Origin of the sequence: Pseudodesulfovibrio sediminis (assembly GCF_020886695.1) — a bacterium.
GTDB classification, from domain to species: domain Bacteria; phylum Desulfobacterota; class Desulfovibrionia; order Desulfovibrionales; family Desulfovibrionaceae; genus Pseudodesulfovibrio; species Pseudodesulfovibrio sediminis.
The window spans coordinates 1,402,340-1,415,884 of sequence record NZ_AP024485.1 but is presented as its reverse complement, the minus strand read 5'-3'; the positions used below and the strand labels follow the sequence as shown (position 1 = coordinate 1,415,884).

At 49.0% G+C, this 13,545-nt stretch carries 15 protein-coding genes and 1 pseudogene; 12 read left to right on the top strand and 4 right to left on the bottom strand.

Translation table 11 applies throughout. The annotated features are described in order from the left end of the window. Nucleotides 1–401 precede the first annotated feature (401 nt). From SRBAKS_RS06790 to SRBAKS_RS06770, 5 genes are all read left to right on the top strand, one after another. The gene (locus tag SRBAKS_RS06790; RefSeq protein ID WP_229595448.1) at nt 402–1,220 is read left to right on the top strand and encodes a DUF3800 domain-containing protein; all 819 of its coding nucleotides are present in this window, start codon (nt 402–404) and stop codon (nt 1,218–1,220) included. Between the two features lie 391 nt (nt 1,221–1,611). Next, a complete protein-coding gene (locus SRBAKS_RS06785) occupies nt 1,612–3,648 on the top strand; it encodes a sensor histidine kinase (protein WP_229595447.1) in 2,037 nt (678 codons plus the stop codon). Then, the gene (locus SRBAKS_RS06780) at nt 3,645–4,277 is read left to right on the top strand and encodes a response regulator transcription factor (protein ID WP_229595446.1); all 633 of its coding nucleotides are present in this window, start codon (nt 3,645–3,647) and stop codon (nt 4,275–4,277) included. Before SRBAKS_RS06785 ends, SRBAKS_RS06780 begins: the two co-directional genes overlap by 4 nt. A 263-nt stretch (nt 4,278–4,540) precedes the next feature. Then, nucleotides 4,541–5,053, top strand: a complete 513-nt coding sequence (locus SRBAKS_RS06775) for a tetratricopeptide repeat protein (protein ID WP_229595445.1) — start codon at nt 4,541–4,543, stop codon at nt 5,051–5,053. Between the two features lies 1 nt (nt 5,054). Then, nucleotides 5,055–5,354: a hypothetical protein gene (locus SRBAKS_RS06770; RefSeq protein ID WP_229595444.1), complete on the top strand. Its 300-nt coding sequence runs from the start codon at nt 5,055–5,057 to the stop codon at nt 5,352–5,354. A 374-nt stretch (nt 5,355–5,728) separates the two neighbouring features. Here the strand turns inward: SRBAKS_RS06770 and SRBAKS_RS06765 are convergent. After that, nucleotides 5,729–6,439, bottom strand: a pseudogene (locus SRBAKS_RS06765) (integrase core domain-containing protein). A gap of 298 nt (nt 6,440–6,737) precedes the next feature. Here SRBAKS_RS06765 and SRBAKS_RS06760 point away from each other — a divergent pair. After that, nucleotides 6,738–7,580: a hypothetical protein gene (locus tag SRBAKS_RS06760; protein WP_229595443.1), complete on the top strand. Its 843-nt coding sequence runs from the start codon at nt 6,738–6,740 to the stop codon at nt 7,578–7,580. Between the two features lie 151 nt (nt 7,581–7,731). Here SRBAKS_RS06760 and SRBAKS_RS17930 read toward each other — a convergent pair whose 3' ends face one another. Together SRBAKS_RS17930 and SRBAKS_RS06755 are read right to left on the bottom strand one after the other, a co-directional pair. Continuing rightward, nucleotides 7,732–7,821 carry an integrase core domain-containing protein gene (locus tag SRBAKS_RS17930; protein ID WP_430709108.1) on the bottom strand — a complete coding sequence of 30 codons (90 nt, stop codon included), beginning with the start codon at nt 7,819–7,821 and terminating at the stop codon, nt 7,732–7,734. 44 nt (nt 7,822–7,865) lie between these two features. Continuing rightward, the gene (locus SRBAKS_RS06755; RefSeq protein WP_430708983.1) at nt 7,866–8,144 is read right to left on the bottom strand and encodes a transposase; all 279 of its coding nucleotides are present in this window, start codon (nt 8,142–8,144) and stop codon (nt 7,866–7,868) included. A 141-nt stretch (nt 8,145–8,285) separates the two neighbouring features. Here SRBAKS_RS06755 and SRBAKS_RS06750 point away from each other — a divergent pair, with 141 nt between their 5' ends. The 4 genes from SRBAKS_RS06750 (at nt 8,286) to SRBAKS_RS06735 (ending at nt 10,626) form a co-directional block, all read left to right on the top strand. Then, nucleotides 8,286–8,489, top strand: coding sequence for a DUF2179 domain-containing protein (locus tag SRBAKS_RS06750; protein ID WP_229595442.1), 204 nt, complete (start codon nt 8,286–8,288; stop codon nt 8,487–8,489). 49 nt (nt 8,490–8,538) lie between these two features. Continuing rightward, on the top strand, nt 8,539–8,820 hold the full coding sequence (locus SRBAKS_RS06745) for a TIGR03905 family TSCPD domain-containing protein (protein WP_229595440.1): 282 nt from the start codon (nt 8,539–8,541) through the stop codon (nt 8,818–8,820). Nucleotides 8,821–9,423: 603 nt separating this feature from the next. Next, nucleotides 9,424–10,239 carry a C1 family peptidase gene (locus tag SRBAKS_RS06740; RefSeq protein WP_229595438.1) on the top strand — a complete coding sequence of 272 codons (816 nt, stop codon included), beginning with the start codon at nt 9,424–9,426 and terminating at the stop codon, nt 10,237–10,239. A gap of 111 nt (nt 10,240–10,350) precedes the next feature. Next, a complete protein-coding gene (locus SRBAKS_RS06735; RefSeq protein ID WP_229595437.1) occupies nt 10,351–10,626 on the top strand; it encodes a hypothetical protein in 276 nt (91 codons plus the stop codon). Nucleotides 10,627–10,796: 170 nt separating this feature from the next. Here the strand turns inward: SRBAKS_RS06735 and SRBAKS_RS06730 are convergent, their stop codons facing one another. After that, entirely contained in the window at nt 10,797–11,231 is a 435-nt protein-coding gene (locus SRBAKS_RS06730) for a GNAT family N-acetyltransferase (RefSeq protein ID WP_229595435.1), read from the bottom strand. A 339-nt stretch (nt 11,232–11,570) separates the two neighbouring features. On the opposite strand from SRBAKS_RS06730, the gene SRBAKS_RS06725 reads away from it, so the two are divergent. Together SRBAKS_RS06725 and gap are read left to right on the top strand one after the other, a co-directional pair. Beyond that, nucleotides 11,571–12,125, top strand: a complete 555-nt coding sequence (locus tag SRBAKS_RS06725; protein ID WP_229595434.1) for a GAF domain-containing protein — start codon at nt 11,571–11,573, stop codon at nt 12,123–12,125. Between the two features lie 48 nt (nt 12,126–12,173). Continuing rightward, complete coding sequence (gene gap / locus SRBAKS_RS06720) at nt 12,174–13,193, top strand: type I glyceraldehyde-3-phosphate dehydrogenase (protein WP_229595431.1); 1,020 nt, start codon at nt 12,174–12,176, stop codon at nt 13,191–13,193. The last annotated feature ends 352 nt before the right edge of the window (nt 13,194–13,545 follow it).

Below are 13,545 nucleotides of genomic sequence, written 5' to 3'. Positions count from 1 at the left end.
CTACAGCGTGTTTCGAATAGGCTTGGCGATGATTAAGTCCCGTTTATTTAAAGTGTTATATTGAGGTGTTGGTTGAATGCCCTCAAGAATGGCATTCAAGAGGTCGTGGGTTTGATTCCCTCCAGCTCCATCACTTAAATTTCCGAAGAAAAATGATCGGTTAGCTTGATAGGCTATGCGGTCCTTTTTCTTTTGGTGGTGACCATTTGATGACCAAAATGTTTAATATAGCTGATTAAAGTTGTGTATGAACTGTGTTGGAGGATGTTTGAGGCGGGGGAGGGGTTAAGTTTAATCTTTTCTTGTTTTTAGTTGCTAGCATTGGTCAAACGTAGGTTGAACGTTCCCTGTGTTGGTGTTATAGGGTTGTCTACTTTAAGTTGTTTATTACCGAGAAGGTCATGATGAAGTTTTGCTATTTAGATGAAAGCGGGACAGGTGATGAACCTATTGCTGTAATGCTAGGAGTCATCGTTGATTCATATCGTATGCGTAGGACGAAAAATGAGTGGGAAAAATTGTTGCTAGGATTATCCGATAAAGCAAAAAAACCAATGCAGGAATTGCATACTAGGGATTTTTATCGTGGTAATGGCATTTGGAGAGGGGTTCCAGGAAAAGAGAGGGCTGAGATTATCGGAGAAATTTTTTCTTGGATTAAGGATCGGGGGCACAAGATAGTCTATTCTGTTGTCGATAAGGACTTGTTTTCAGATAATTTCAAAAACGAAGAGCTCTCAAGCGACATAAATTCTTTGTGGCAATTTATGGGAATGCATATTTGTCTCCAATTGCAAAAGTTTCATCAGAACGAAAAGAAGAACAAGGGTAACACCGTCTTGGTGTTTGATGAAGAAGTGAGAGAAGAAGCTCGCTTTTTATCTGCCGTAAAATCTCCTCCAGAATGGACGGATTCTTTCTATAAGAAGGGAAAGAAGCAAGAACGATTGGATCAAATTGTTGACGTGCCGTACTTTTGTGACTCAAGAGATGTGAGCTTGGTTCAACTGGCTGATTTCTTGTGCTATTTTGTTCGACTTTATGTTGAAATGTCGGAAGGCAAAACAGCGGAAGGATATGACGGCGAGAAAGAGAAAATAGCTTCATGGGTTGAACCAATTTTGGCCTTGTTGATTTCTAAGAGTCATATCTATCCGAAAATAAAAAAATGTCCGTGTTCAACTATGTACAGATCATACGCTCCTGATTGTGTGTTGTGAGTCATTAAATGTTCAACTTTTGGCTGTAAGCAGGCCCAATTTTGGTCAACCATCCGGTCAACCAAACGCCTTCAACACGCCTCCAATATCACTGGTTTTCTGTTGACTTCAAAATTAAAAGTCAAAGCATTTCAAATGTTACACGCGTGCCTTCCTGTATGGCATTCAAGAGGTTGCGGGTTCGATTTCATTCAACTACACCAATGAAATCAAAGGCTTAGAAGATTTCACTTCTAAGCCTTTTTTTGTGGAATATACAAAAGAATATACAAATGATATCGGATGATCGTTGGTTTGATCCTCTATAGAGAGTGTTCCCGCCTCATGATAGGGTTTCTGGTTGCTGTTCAGTAGAGCCTGAGAAGATCAAGCTGGCTTTCTTGGTGTTATAGTGTTTGTTGTTTTCCATCTGATCGAACAGTTCTATGAAGGGCTATTTTTTGTGAAGAACATTCGATTCCTTTTGCTTATCATGGTGGCCTTTGTCTGTCTTGTCGGAGCTCGCGAAAATGAAAAGGCCATGCCAGTTGCCGAGCGTGGCGTGCTTGATCTTTCCGATTGGGACCCGACCCGGGACGGCCTGGCCGCTTTTGATGGGGAGTGGGAATTTTATTGGGATCAGCTTTTGACTCCTAAGGACTTTGCGATTGGCGGCAATGCACCGGCAAAGAGCGGTTATCTGACTTTTCCCGGTTACTGGAAAAAGTATGATTTGAATGGGCAGCCTTTGCCTGGCACTGGGCAGGCAACATTCCGCTTGCGTGTTCTGCTGCCCCCTGATCTTCATAATTTGACAGTGCGACTGCTCTCGATCCGGTCCGCTTACCGTATTTGGGCCAATGGGACCCTGCTTGCTGCGAGCGGCGTGGTGGGACGGAGTGATGAGGTGGAGGTCCCGGACCGGTCGCTTGTCCTGGCGAAGATCACAAACGATGGAACGCCGGTTGATCTGGTAATGCAGATATCCAACCACTTCTTTCCCGGCGGTGGGGTGCAAAACCCAATCGTATTGGCTGAGCCGGGGGTGCTGGAACAGGCCCATGAGAATGCACGGAGCTGGGGGTTATTGTTTGCGGGCTGCATGCTGATCATGGCATTGTACCACTTCATCCTTTACGTATTGAGAAAGAAGGATATCTCCACGCTGTATTTCGGTATTTATTGCATCGTTTTGACGATGCTTGTTGCCTCCAATGATGCGTCGGACTGGTTGATAAGGGCCTATTTCCCAGAGCTTAAATTCATCGTCGTGAGCAAGATAGCAATTATCTGCTACGCCTCTTCGACTTCCATACTCTACAGATTCTACAGGTCGTTATTCCCGAAAGAGTTTGGGCGAGTTTTTCTATATATCGTTGACATACGAGGGCTTCTTTTTCTCTTCACCGTTCTGTTTCTGCCCGGTGTCGTTTATCAGATGGCGCTTCAATTATTTGCGCTTACGGCTGTATTTTTTACTGCATATTTTGTCTTTCTGCTGTTTGTTTGTTTCCGGCGAGGTTACAGCGGCTCCCTTATTCTTCTTTGTGGCATAATCCTGCTCGGGCTCACTTCAACCCACGACATATATTATCTTATCTTCGGTACCCATGTGATGAGTCTTTTGCCGGTGGGGTTATTTGCGCTTGTTTTGTCCCAAGCCGTGGCGTTGGCCCAACGTTTTTCCAATTCCTTTGCCGCTGTCGAGAACCTTTCCGAGGATCTTGAAAACAAAAACGTCAATCTCGAAAAGGAGGTTGCCGAGCGCAGCAGATTGGAACGGGAGATCGTGAACATCAGCGAAGAAGAGCGACGTCGTATCAGCATCGATCTCCACGATGGCATTTGCCAGCAGTTGACAGGAGCTTGTTTGAGATGTGCATCGCTATCGCAGGTAGTGCAAAACCCGGAGAGGGGAAAGGAAGAATTGGAACAGCTTTCTGCCATCCTGGATGAATTGGTGGTCCAGGCATACGACCTATCCTGTGGTATCTGGCCGTTGGAGTCGGAAGCTGCGGGCTCGGGTCCGTCATTAGCTGACATGGTTCAGCGGTATTCTCGGTCCAGCGGTATTCCCATAGATTTTTATGATAAAAGACTCTGCGAAATATGCCAGAAAATGCAGGTGGCACAGCTTTATCGCATTGCGCAGGAAGCGATTTCCAATGCCGTTAAACACGCCAACCCCACACGAATCACGGTCTCGTTCGATTGTTCTAGAGACGGTATGGCTACTCTCTTGGTTCGTGATGATGGTGTTGGCATATCTGCGGCGGCCCGGTCCAAAGGCGGGTTGGGCATGAGCATCATGGCGCATCGGGCGATGATGATCGGTGGCGATTTGCGGGTTGTGGATATTGACGAATCCGAAGGCGGCGGGACCATGGTTTCCTGCTCGGTTGCCTGTGGTTTGGGCCTTCAGAAGAATCATGGAGAGGATGAGATATGAGCACCGTTGCTAACATAATCATTGTGGATGATCACCCGGCTGTCCGTGAAGGGCTCGGCTTGCTGCTCGCAAAGGGGCGCCATGCGGTTTGCGGTGAAGCGTCATGCCGGGATGAACTAATGGCGTTGCTTGATCCCATTCGCCCGACGTTGGCCCTGGTGGATATTTCCTTGGGTGATGAATCCGGACTGGATTGTGTTCAGGACCTCCTCTCAAGAGACATCCCGGTTCTTATCTATTCCATGCATGGAAACGCGAAAATCGTGAAGCGGGCTCTGAATCGCGGCGTGCAAGGTTTTGTTACCAAATGTGAGACTTCGGTCGTTCTGTTGGAAGCGATACAGGCAATACTCGGTGGTGGCACGTATTTTAGCCCCCGGGTGGCAGCGAGTCTTGAAACCGATGGTGGCCTGAGCGATGTCCCGGTCGAGCCCCCGCAGTTCAGCGAACGGGAAAGAGAAGTGCTTGTCCTTCTTGCAAAGGGCGAAACCAATGCGGAGATAGCAGCGCGATTCGACGTAAGCATCCGAACAGTGGAAACGTATTATTCCAGAATACAAGTGAAACTCGAACTCGATGGTATGAAAGCCCTCAGAAAATATGCCCTCCGAGAATACAGGCTTGTCTAACAGCTTGGGAATTCACAGTGTGCCTAGGCTGAAACAAACGCTGGGTATGCTCATTTTCTTATCCAATTCCATCTCATCTTCATCTTTTTTATGTTGATGTCCGGGTTTTCCCGGACATACAAGCCCCCCCTGACCATTTAAGGAATGAACCATTCGTTTGTTTGGCCGCTCAAGTTTGTCTGGAGCTGCCTCTGGGGGTGTTCCGACAAGTTTGAAAATTCGGGGCATAATTGAGTTCTATCACGATCAAATATGAGGGCATCATGAGACGCATCACAAGTTTAATGGTAATCACATTCGCTCTTCTTTTCGGCATGACGGCCATGTCGCACGCATGGGGATTGCCCAAGTTGGAGTTCCACAGGGACATTAACCGTGCTTTGCAGAAAGAACGGTGGAATCATCCTGAGGAAGCCAGGGAGTATTGGCAAAAGGCTCTTGAGAGCGGAGAAGAGTTGATGCAGGCCGTTCCGAACAAGACGGAGTATTTCATTGGATCAGCCCGATGCTCCTACGCCTTGGGCGACTATGCCCGCGCCACCACACTGTACAACCTGGCTTTGCAAATCCAGGCTGACAAGGGTGGCGACCCGAACCTGGCCAAACATTATCCTTGGATTTATGTGTACCTTGGACTGTCATATGCCAAACTTGGCGACACAGCCAACGCCATTGAAACCTGGGAACAGGTTCCCTCCTCCATCGGTACCACATACAGAACCATTCATATCCAGCTCGCAAAATTTAAAAAGCAGCAAATTGCGGAGGTAAAATAATATGTCTTCGAGGACAATTTTCTCATTTACATTGGCCTTTGTTCTGACCTTGATAATCTATACTTCTCCTGCCTGTGCACAGTCTGTTCTGGGCGCTGCCGCAGAGGTTGAGTCCTCCATCCAATCGAGCATGTCCCGTGCGGGAACTGGTAGTGGGCCGACTCTTGGACAACTTGGGGGTGTTCAGGCAGGCAGTGTGGGCAATGATGGTGGTCGCGGTGTCGGTGGCGAAGGCAGACACTATAGCGTTCATCAGGTCGAAGCCCCAAAAAAGAAGACGGGAGAGGGGAAAAAGCAATAGCCCAAATAGTAAAGCCGATCGGAATGAGCTTCATATAACTTCAAGGATGATGAAATTAGCGAAATGGATTGTAATGGTTGCGCTTGTTTCTACAGGTTTCCGGGAAATGCTTGGAACAGTAGTCGAATATGACGCTCGTGGAAACAATTCCGTTCTCCAGTTTGCCTCGCAATTAGACGGGCAGACTCAAATCTTGTCGCAGTAGATTGGTACCATCTTCGATGGAGCATCTTTCGAAGATTCAACCAGCTCGTTCAGGGTGATTATATCCAGGGGCGGAAGCATTATCCAAAGCAGGTCTTTGGGGTGTAAAGTCCCCCATCTTAGGGCCAGTTACGAGTAGAGCCTCCTGGTCGGTTGGAGATGCCCCCGTTTTAGGTCCGGGCTTGTATGAGTTCCCGGCGTCTTTCCAGCCCATCCATTCCGGGCAATTGCCCGGAATGGATGGCAAACTCCACAGGCGTCAGGTTGCCCAGTGAAGAGTGAGGCCGTTCCTCATTGTACTCTCTGATAGATTCCTCGGTGCATTGGCGGACTTCACTCAAGCTGTCGAAGATATATAAATCCAACACTTCCTCCCGATAGGTCCTGTTGAAGCGCTCGATGTATGCGTTTTGTGTCGGCTTGCCCGGCTTGCAAAGTCAGGCAAAAAGCTTGCTGAAGCCCCATCTCGGTTTCTTCTCGGCCAGTTCAGTCAAAGCAGTGATCAATTCACTCTCGTCCCGAGGATGCGGCTTGTAGGCGCAATAGCTCCGGCGCACGCCTTACGGATGCTCATCTCATGCTCGTGACCATGTGCGAAACGAACTGCTTGCGTTCAACTGGCTTCAGAGCTTTTTTTCGATGATGTCCTTGAGCGCAGTGTTTTCCAGGCTGAGGTCGGCGTACATCTCTTGAGTTTGCGATTTTCGGCTTCGAGATCCTTCATCCGTTGGATGTAGGACGCCTCCATGCCCCCGTATTTCGATTTCCATTTGTAGTAGGTGGCATTCTGATGCCGTTTTCACGGCATACGTCCTTGTTGGTCCTTCCACGGAATTGAGGATTCTGACGATCTGGTACTCAGTGAATCTTGATTTGCGCATGTGAAACTCCTGGACGCAATTTGTGTCAGAAGTCTCTACTGTGCGTTGGACCTATTATACGGGTACTTTACATCTTGATCTTTATGTGAAAGGTGAAATTTGATGAGTTCAAAGCAACAAGTCGTTTGGTCGGTGGATAGGTGGGATGCCGTTTGTCCAAGGACTCAGAGGGCTATATGGCCAGAACAAACCCCGAAATGTGCGGAAGAGGGGAGGATAAGTTTAAAGATGTCCACTAATTGTAGAGCCTTAATGAGTAAAATATCTCCAGTTTTCTGGTAAAATAGCCACATATCCCATGAAAAAAATACTCACTGATTTTGTAAAAAGACATCCGGTATTTTTCACTTCCTTGTTTATCTGGATATTCCCCTGGCTGTTCTTATTCGCATCTCTGCCCGGTCCAGTTCATTATCTTTTCATTCCAGCTTATGCCTTTTGTCTGCTCCTTTCATTAGGTTTTCTCATATTCGGCGTTCTGAAGCCATTCATTGTCTTCGTCTGGACGGGACCAGTAGCTTTATTGTTTATAGTTGCTTCTGCCAGTGTATTAGGTGCAATTTTCCCCGCTACGGACACTTACTACATAGGAATAGATGTAAAAACGCCGACCGGCCTTAAAAGCTGCACAAGCATGGTACAACTTAATAACACAAGCTTCCCCCCATTCACTCGCCAGCCGAAGGTAAAGGGCGAAGCGATTTATTGCGATCTCGGAGATGATAAAAATTTAGTGGCTCTTCTTAGTTTTTACAGAGACCATTATGGTTTGTTTACTCTTCGTACTTTGCCTTGGCGTGCTGCGGGGCAACCATTTGATTATTCTGATAGACACAAACCATTCATCTCAGGACGCTATGACCTTACACGTGATCTTGTCCCCAATTTAGTGACCTTTCTCGACACCAATGACCGGAATTCAATGGTGAGGGTCTACCGCGGTTCAATGTTCTTAAGTCATGGTGAAGGGTTCTCAATTGATCGGATTTGGGTCGAAATGACTGACGATCCGTATCGGAGCGGTGGTATTAAACAACATCTTCCGTGGATACAAGACGTGTTTGGAGGAGTTGAAGCCCTTGAACCTTTCAGAGCAATAGAGCTTCGTGACCCAAGAAGCCCATTCGTGATGAATCGATAGTTATGCATCGGATTACAAAGCAATAGGAGAATGAAGTGGCATACAACATTGACGTATTGAAAGCCATGCCCTGCCCCCTGTTGATGTTCCGGGCTTATGTTAGTCTGCACTCTTTCTGCTGAGGTTCTCCAGCCCCCAGCCTAGGGTTCCCCTAGGGGAGCCGCGCGACCGACGCAGGCGGCTTGTATCCCAGCGAGCTATGAGGTCGGATCGTATTGTATTCCTGCCGCCAGTTCTCGATAACTACCTGAACATGATTTACACATTTGCGACGACGTTCTGGGTTTAGAAGTTTCCCTTGAGTGGCTCTGAAAGGATTTGCTTATCCAGACTCAAATCAGCGACGAGTTTCTTAAGTCTGGAGTTCTCTCGCTTCAACGACTTAAGCTGCCTGGCCTGACTCGTCTTCAAGCCGCCGTACTCTTTGCGCCAGCGGTAATACGTCTGCTCGGTTATGCCCAATTGACGGCAGACATCAGCAACTCGTGCTCCTTGAGCCAAGGCAACATCAGCTTCTCTGAGTTTGAAAATAATTTGTTCAGGGGTGTGTCGCTTGATGGCCATTTCCTGCCTCCTTCGTGGCCCATGCACGTAACATTCGATGTGGGCCAGCTTTCGAGGGGGCAGGTCACTTTGTTCAACCAGCGATAAGCGGTCCGTATTCTTACGAGAAAGGGCGAAGAGCTGGTAGAGAGCATCACCTGAGTGCGCAAGTTGCATTCCACCATTTTTCCTGGCAAAGGGGGCTACACCGGCGACAGTATCGACATGGTTTTTTCCATCACGGACAGCCTGCAGCTTCGTTCTCTGGAGCAGGCGGTGTTTGATATTGATCCGGAAGCTATTTTTATCGTCGAGAATACGTTCAGTGTACTGGGTGGCAGTATCGCTCGAAGAAAAGAATATTAATTCTTAGCAAGAGGATTGCGAAAGAGAAGCAATCCAGGTGAGTATAGTTATGAAAGTCTCATTAATGAATGTTGGCGCTCCCAGCGATGCTGTCACATTTGTACCGGAAAAGGTCTGTGCAAAGAGTATCCGTTACGCGGTTGAAGACGGCAAGCTGGCCTACATTGATTTTGTCGGTGGATGCGAAGGGAATCTCAAGGCCTTGTCCACCCTGCTGAAAGGGATGGAGATTGCCGATGTTATCAGCAAACTCAGTGGCATCACTTGCGGCATGAAATCCACTTCATGCGCTGATCAATTGTGTGTCGCTCTGAAAGCCGAGGTCCAGTAGCGCATTCAAGAAGACATGGGGGGCTTCACCCCAGGTTCAGCCCTCGATTGAAAAGACTTAGAAGGAAAGCCTTCTAGGTCTTTTTTTATGGGGATACAAAAGAGGACAAACTGAGTGGGCGGCTCGCTGTTCGACACAGCACGCTGTTCATTCCTGCTTATCTCCATTCTGATATTTATTCGGTGTAAATATCCTTAAAAAATAGTGTTTTGTACGTCTTTGCACAAGCTGGTGCGTCAACCGGAAAGTGTGATTAGGAGAGAAGAACTCCTGTGAAAAAGCCCTGTACAGGACGTTTGGCCAAAACAGTCGGCTGCCCATGGGTTGTCTTCGGAGGCGAAAGGGCAATTCACAGAATAGACGAGTTACAAGGCAAACGCGGTGTTTGCAGAGGATATCCTCAGGGCAGGATGGCACTCCATACCAAGGAGGTGTGTAGTAGGGAAACAAGAGCAAGCAGAATCGATAAATGTACCAGCTGGAATTCCAGCTTTTAGCCACTCATGAACGCACTCTCACTATTGAGTCGGACGTTGCATATCAATCTTGGAGCAACACGCAACGAGGTTGAGACGTGTTCGTAAAGAATCAAAGGAGATCATTATGACCGAAATATTGAGGCCAGAAGAGTATGGATTGGGCGATGAGGCTGTCGAGGAAACTTTCTACAACGAGTTCATGGTGTCCATAGAGACTCTGGAGTTGGATAGTGCCATCCTGTTCGAGGAGCAGGCTACATCTGAATACGACGCCAGAGACTACGGGTTGGTTAGCCCTCCCAAGGACCAGGGAACGTGTGGCTCTTGTTGGGCTTTCGCCGCCGCCGGAACAATGGAATCAAAAATACTCAAGTTCAACGGTCAGCTGTATAACATCTCCGAACAACAGCTTGTGTCATGCAACACGACGATGAAGGGGTGCTGCGGAGGCGATGGAAGAGCCTTGCTTTTCTACCAAAACAACAAGCCATGGCTTGAACACAATGTAATCTATTACGATGCCTCCACTCGATGCCCTGAAGAAAGGACACGGGAATGCCAGGACTTCGAAGCGCAAGGTATCGACTATCTCGGCCAGGGCTTCTACACGGTTCCCAACAACGCAAGTGAAATGAAGAAGTCTCTCCTTGACCATGGTCCCTGCTATTTTCGTTACGATGTCTATGAGGACTTCTACGATTATTGGAAGGAAGGGCAACTCGGCGCAGTATACCAACAGGAAAGTGGTAATCCGCTGGGAGGGCATGCCGTTCAGATCATTGGCTGGAGCGACAGCAAGGGTGCGTGGCTGCTGAAAAACAGTTGGGGGAGAAGTACAGGCCCGAACCAGGACGGTACGTTCTGGATTGCCTATGAAGGTCATATGAATCCTCTGCAGTTCCAGATGTTCAACCTCAGTCGCTTGATAAAGAAGACATGATCGCGTTATGCTGGCGTAGAGTTCTGGAAAAGTCATCACGGATCAGCATGTCGTTGATTCCGTGCCAATGACTGGCAACGCTCCAGAGTAATCCTTAAGGATAATGGCAACATGGCACAGACTGTCAGCGTCAAGGAAATAGAAATAAGTCGTTTGTATCCAGGGTGTCCACCGGATCACTATCGAGAATACATCAAGACTGTCAGCTTGTCCGATGACCTTGATCGCATCTTGTCACATATACAATCGAATACAACCCAAACGCTCCCCAAAAGCAAAGCGCTTTTGGATGGCGGATATGTGGTTGAATTCAAGATAATCAAGAAGAGTGGAGAAGTTGAAACGGTAATTCTGCCAGGTAAAGAGATGCCGGAAGGAATTATCTAGCAAGAGTCGCTCTCTCCAGATCTAACTGGAAGCTCCTCCGCTCGAAGCCCACGGGCTTCTTTGACATACGAGGCTTGGAAGATTTCCTTCCAAGCCTCTTTTTGCTGAGCAGACAAAAACAGGTACATGCAATCGGGTGGATGGGGAACGGGACACCGGCATCGCTCTATTTAAGGTATATATGCCATCGTCACATGTTCAACGCCGGTGGTGTTTGATGGGAACGTTTCGCCTTCGGAAACAAAGCCCTGTTTGGCGTAGAGTCGTGTTGCCGTGGTTCGTGCATTCAGGGTGATCTTCTGGGCGCTTGAGGCGACTGCTCTCTCAATTAATGCCTTGAGCAACATCGTGCCGTAGCCTTGAGACTGGTGTCGCGGGTCTATGACCATCTGGGATATCTGGTATGTGGTGTTGTCCAGTCGGGTCAGGCGTCCGTACCCTATCAGCGTATCACCTTCCACTATCACGACATGCGCGCTGCATACTTCCTTTTCATCATCAAGGATGCTGAAGGGGAGGTCGTGTTTCTTGAAAAAGAGGGTGTGGCGGAGGTCGCGTGCTCGTTGGTAGAAGACGTCCGTTTGTTGAATTTCTTTGATCTCCATGGTCCTCTCGAAGAATGTAAATGGGGGCGGTAAAACAGTGCTGCCATACTGTGTCTCCATTCGATTTGTAAGTAAAGGGTCTCGTCGAGAGCCGAAAACTTCGTGCAACGACCGTTGCGCAACTGTCGGCAATTCACCGGATCGCCGGTTTTTTTAACGGGTTATAGGAGAGTTTTTTTACAACAATTACATAGCACAATTATTTATTGCAGATTCTCTTTGATTTTTTTTGTGGATGCCCTAATCTGTGCAGACATGACCGAAATTTCGGTTTTCATGCAAACCTCGATTGGCGGGGTTTGGAGTTGTTCAAGAAACTATGAGTAAGGCAGGTACGATATGAGCCAGCGGCTTTACAAAACAATCTATAATATAGCCCGGACGGTGAACTCCAGTCTGGACCCCTCTGAAGTAATGATGGCCATTGCCAAAGAGGTAGCCCTCACCATGGAGGCCAAAGGGTGCTTTATCCGCGTTCTTGATACCCGCGAAACCATGCTTAAACCTGGTGGCGTCTATGGGCTCAGTGAGCGCTATGCCCACAAGGGACCTGTGAAGGTGGACAAGAGCCGTCTGGACCAGGAAGTGCTGCAAGGCAAGGTCGTGACCATTGCCGACGTGCGCGAGGACGACCGGTTCCAGTATCCCAAGGAAGCATCGGAAGAGGGGCTTGTCTCCCTTGTTGTGGTACCGCTCAACGCGCGTGATAAAGTCATCGGCGTGCTGCGGGTCTACTCGGGAGAGGTCCGCGAATTCAGCGAAGAAGAATTGGATTTCCTCCAGTGCATAGCCAATCTTTCCGGCCTTGCTCTGGAAAATGCCCGAATGTACAAGGCGCTCAAACGTGCCAGTGAGTTGGCTGACGAATTCAACTACCGCGTGTTTGAAGACTAGCATCATGAACCTGCATCAGGAGCGTCAGTAACGCTTCGGGAGGACAGCATGGCCAAAATAAAAGTGGGCATCAACGGTTTCGGCCGCATCGGTCGCCAAGTGCTCAAGACCATATGGGAATATCATCGTGACACCCTTGAGGTCGTCGCGGTCAACGATCTGTTTGACATAGAAACCAACGCACATCTGTTGCGTCACGACACCTGTTATCGCAGCCTGCCGGTACCCATCACCGTTGATGGGGACATCTTCCGGGTCGGCGATGACTTTACGGTACACAACTTTGCCGAGCGCGACCCCCGTCATATCCCCTGGGGAGAGATGGGCGTTGACATCGTGGTGGAGGCCACCGGTATTTTCCGCACCGGCCCCACCGCTGGTCAGCACCTCGAGGCCGGCGCGAAAAAAGTCGTTATCTCAGCTCCGGCCAAGGAAGAGGACATCACGTTGGTCATGGGTGTAAACGAGCACCTCTATGATCCGGCACAGCACCACATCGTCTCCAACGCTTCCTGTACGACGAACTGCCTCGCGCCGGTCGTCAAGGTGGTGCATGAGGCCTTTGGAATCAGCAAGGGCGTCATGACGACGGTGCATGCCTATACCAACGACCAACGTATTCTGGATCTGCCGCACAAGGATCTGCGCCGGGCGCGGGCCGCTGCGTGCAACATGATCCCCACCTCCACCGGCGCCGCCAAAGCCGTGGCACTGGTCATCCCCGAGATGCAGGGCCGTTTCGAAGGCTACTCCGTGCGTGTGCCTACCCCCACGGTCTCCCTGGTGGATTTCGTGGCCGTGCTCGAAAAGGACACGGACACCGAGAGCCTCAAGGCCGTGCTGCGTGATGCGGCCCACGGTCCGCTGAAGGGAATCCTCGACTACAGCGAAGAGCCGCTGGTGTCCTCTGACTACATTGGTAATCCGCATTCAAGTATCGTGGAGGCTGACTTCACCGTGGTTCAAAGCGGTAATTTGGCCAAGATCTACTCCTGGTACGACAACGAATGGGGCTACTCCTGCCGGGTGGCCGACCTCGTTGACTACATGGTGAAAAAGGGCTTGTAGCCACAATGACAACTGTTTTCCGGCGTCTGTCGGAGAACGCCATGGAGTGAAATACCCAGGCTCCATACCAACGACCGTTCAGGCTCGGAAGGATTTCCTTCCGAGCCTTTTTTCGTAGGGAAACACACCGCTTCAGGCTGGGGGGGGGCAGCACTCTGTTGTCCTGAAGTTGAACAGGTTTGCTTGACCTGCTCGAAATCTGAACAGGTGTAGATACTTTGCAGGTGACAGGAGTGGGAAAGGCGGGTGTTCACTCATCACGATGTATTCCATCAGTGTGTGAATAAAAAACAGTTGAATATCCAGACAGATATGACATGCCTGGTTTTGTAGGCTGCTATGTGGTCCATGT

Excerpts from the sequence above, each read along its gene's own strand:
- SRBAKS_RS06790 (WP_229595448.1), top strand. The coding sequence starts at position 402 with ATGATGAAGTTTTGCTATTTAGATGAAAGCGGGACAGGTGATGAACCT.
- SRBAKS_RS06780 (WP_229595446.1), top strand. The coding sequence starts at position 3,645 with ATGAGCACCGTTGCTAACATAATCATTGTGGATGATCACCCGGCTGTC.
- SRBAKS_RS06775 (WP_229595445.1), top strand. The coding sequence starts at position 4,541 with ATGAGACGCATCACAAGTTTAATGGTAATCACATTCGCTCTTCTTTTC.
- SRBAKS_RS06770 (WP_229595444.1), top strand. The coding sequence starts at position 5,055 with ATGTCTTCGAGGACAATTTTCTCATTTACATTGGCCTTTGTTCTGACC.
- SRBAKS_RS06760 (WP_229595443.1), top strand. The coding sequence starts at position 6,738 with ATGAAAAAAATACTCACTGATTTTGTAAAAAGACATCCGGTATTTTTC.
- SRBAKS_RS06755 (WP_430708983.1), bottom strand. The coding sequence starts at position 8,144 with ATGGCCATCAAGCGACACACCCCTGAACAAATTATTTTCAAACTCAGA.
- SRBAKS_RS06745 (WP_229595440.1), top strand. The coding sequence starts at position 8,539 with ATGAAAGTCTCATTAATGAATGTTGGCGCTCCCAGCGATGCTGTCACA.
- SRBAKS_RS06740 (WP_229595438.1), top strand. The coding sequence starts at position 9,424 with ATGACCGAAATATTGAGGCCAGAAGAGTATGGATTGGGCGATGAGGCT.
- SRBAKS_RS06735 (WP_229595437.1), top strand. The coding sequence starts at position 10,351 with ATGGCACAGACTGTCAGCGTCAAGGAAATAGAAATAAGTCGTTTGTAT.
- SRBAKS_RS06730 (WP_229595435.1), bottom strand. The coding sequence starts at position 11,231 with ATGGAGATCAAAGAAATTCAACAAACGGACGTCTTCTACCAACGAGCA.
- SRBAKS_RS06725 (WP_229595434.1), top strand. The coding sequence starts at position 11,571 with ATGAGCCAGCGGCTTTACAAAACAATCTATAATATAGCCCGGACGGTG.
- gap (WP_229595431.1), top strand. The coding sequence starts at position 12,174 with ATGGCCAAAATAAAAGTGGGCATCAACGGTTTCGGCCGCATCGGTCGC.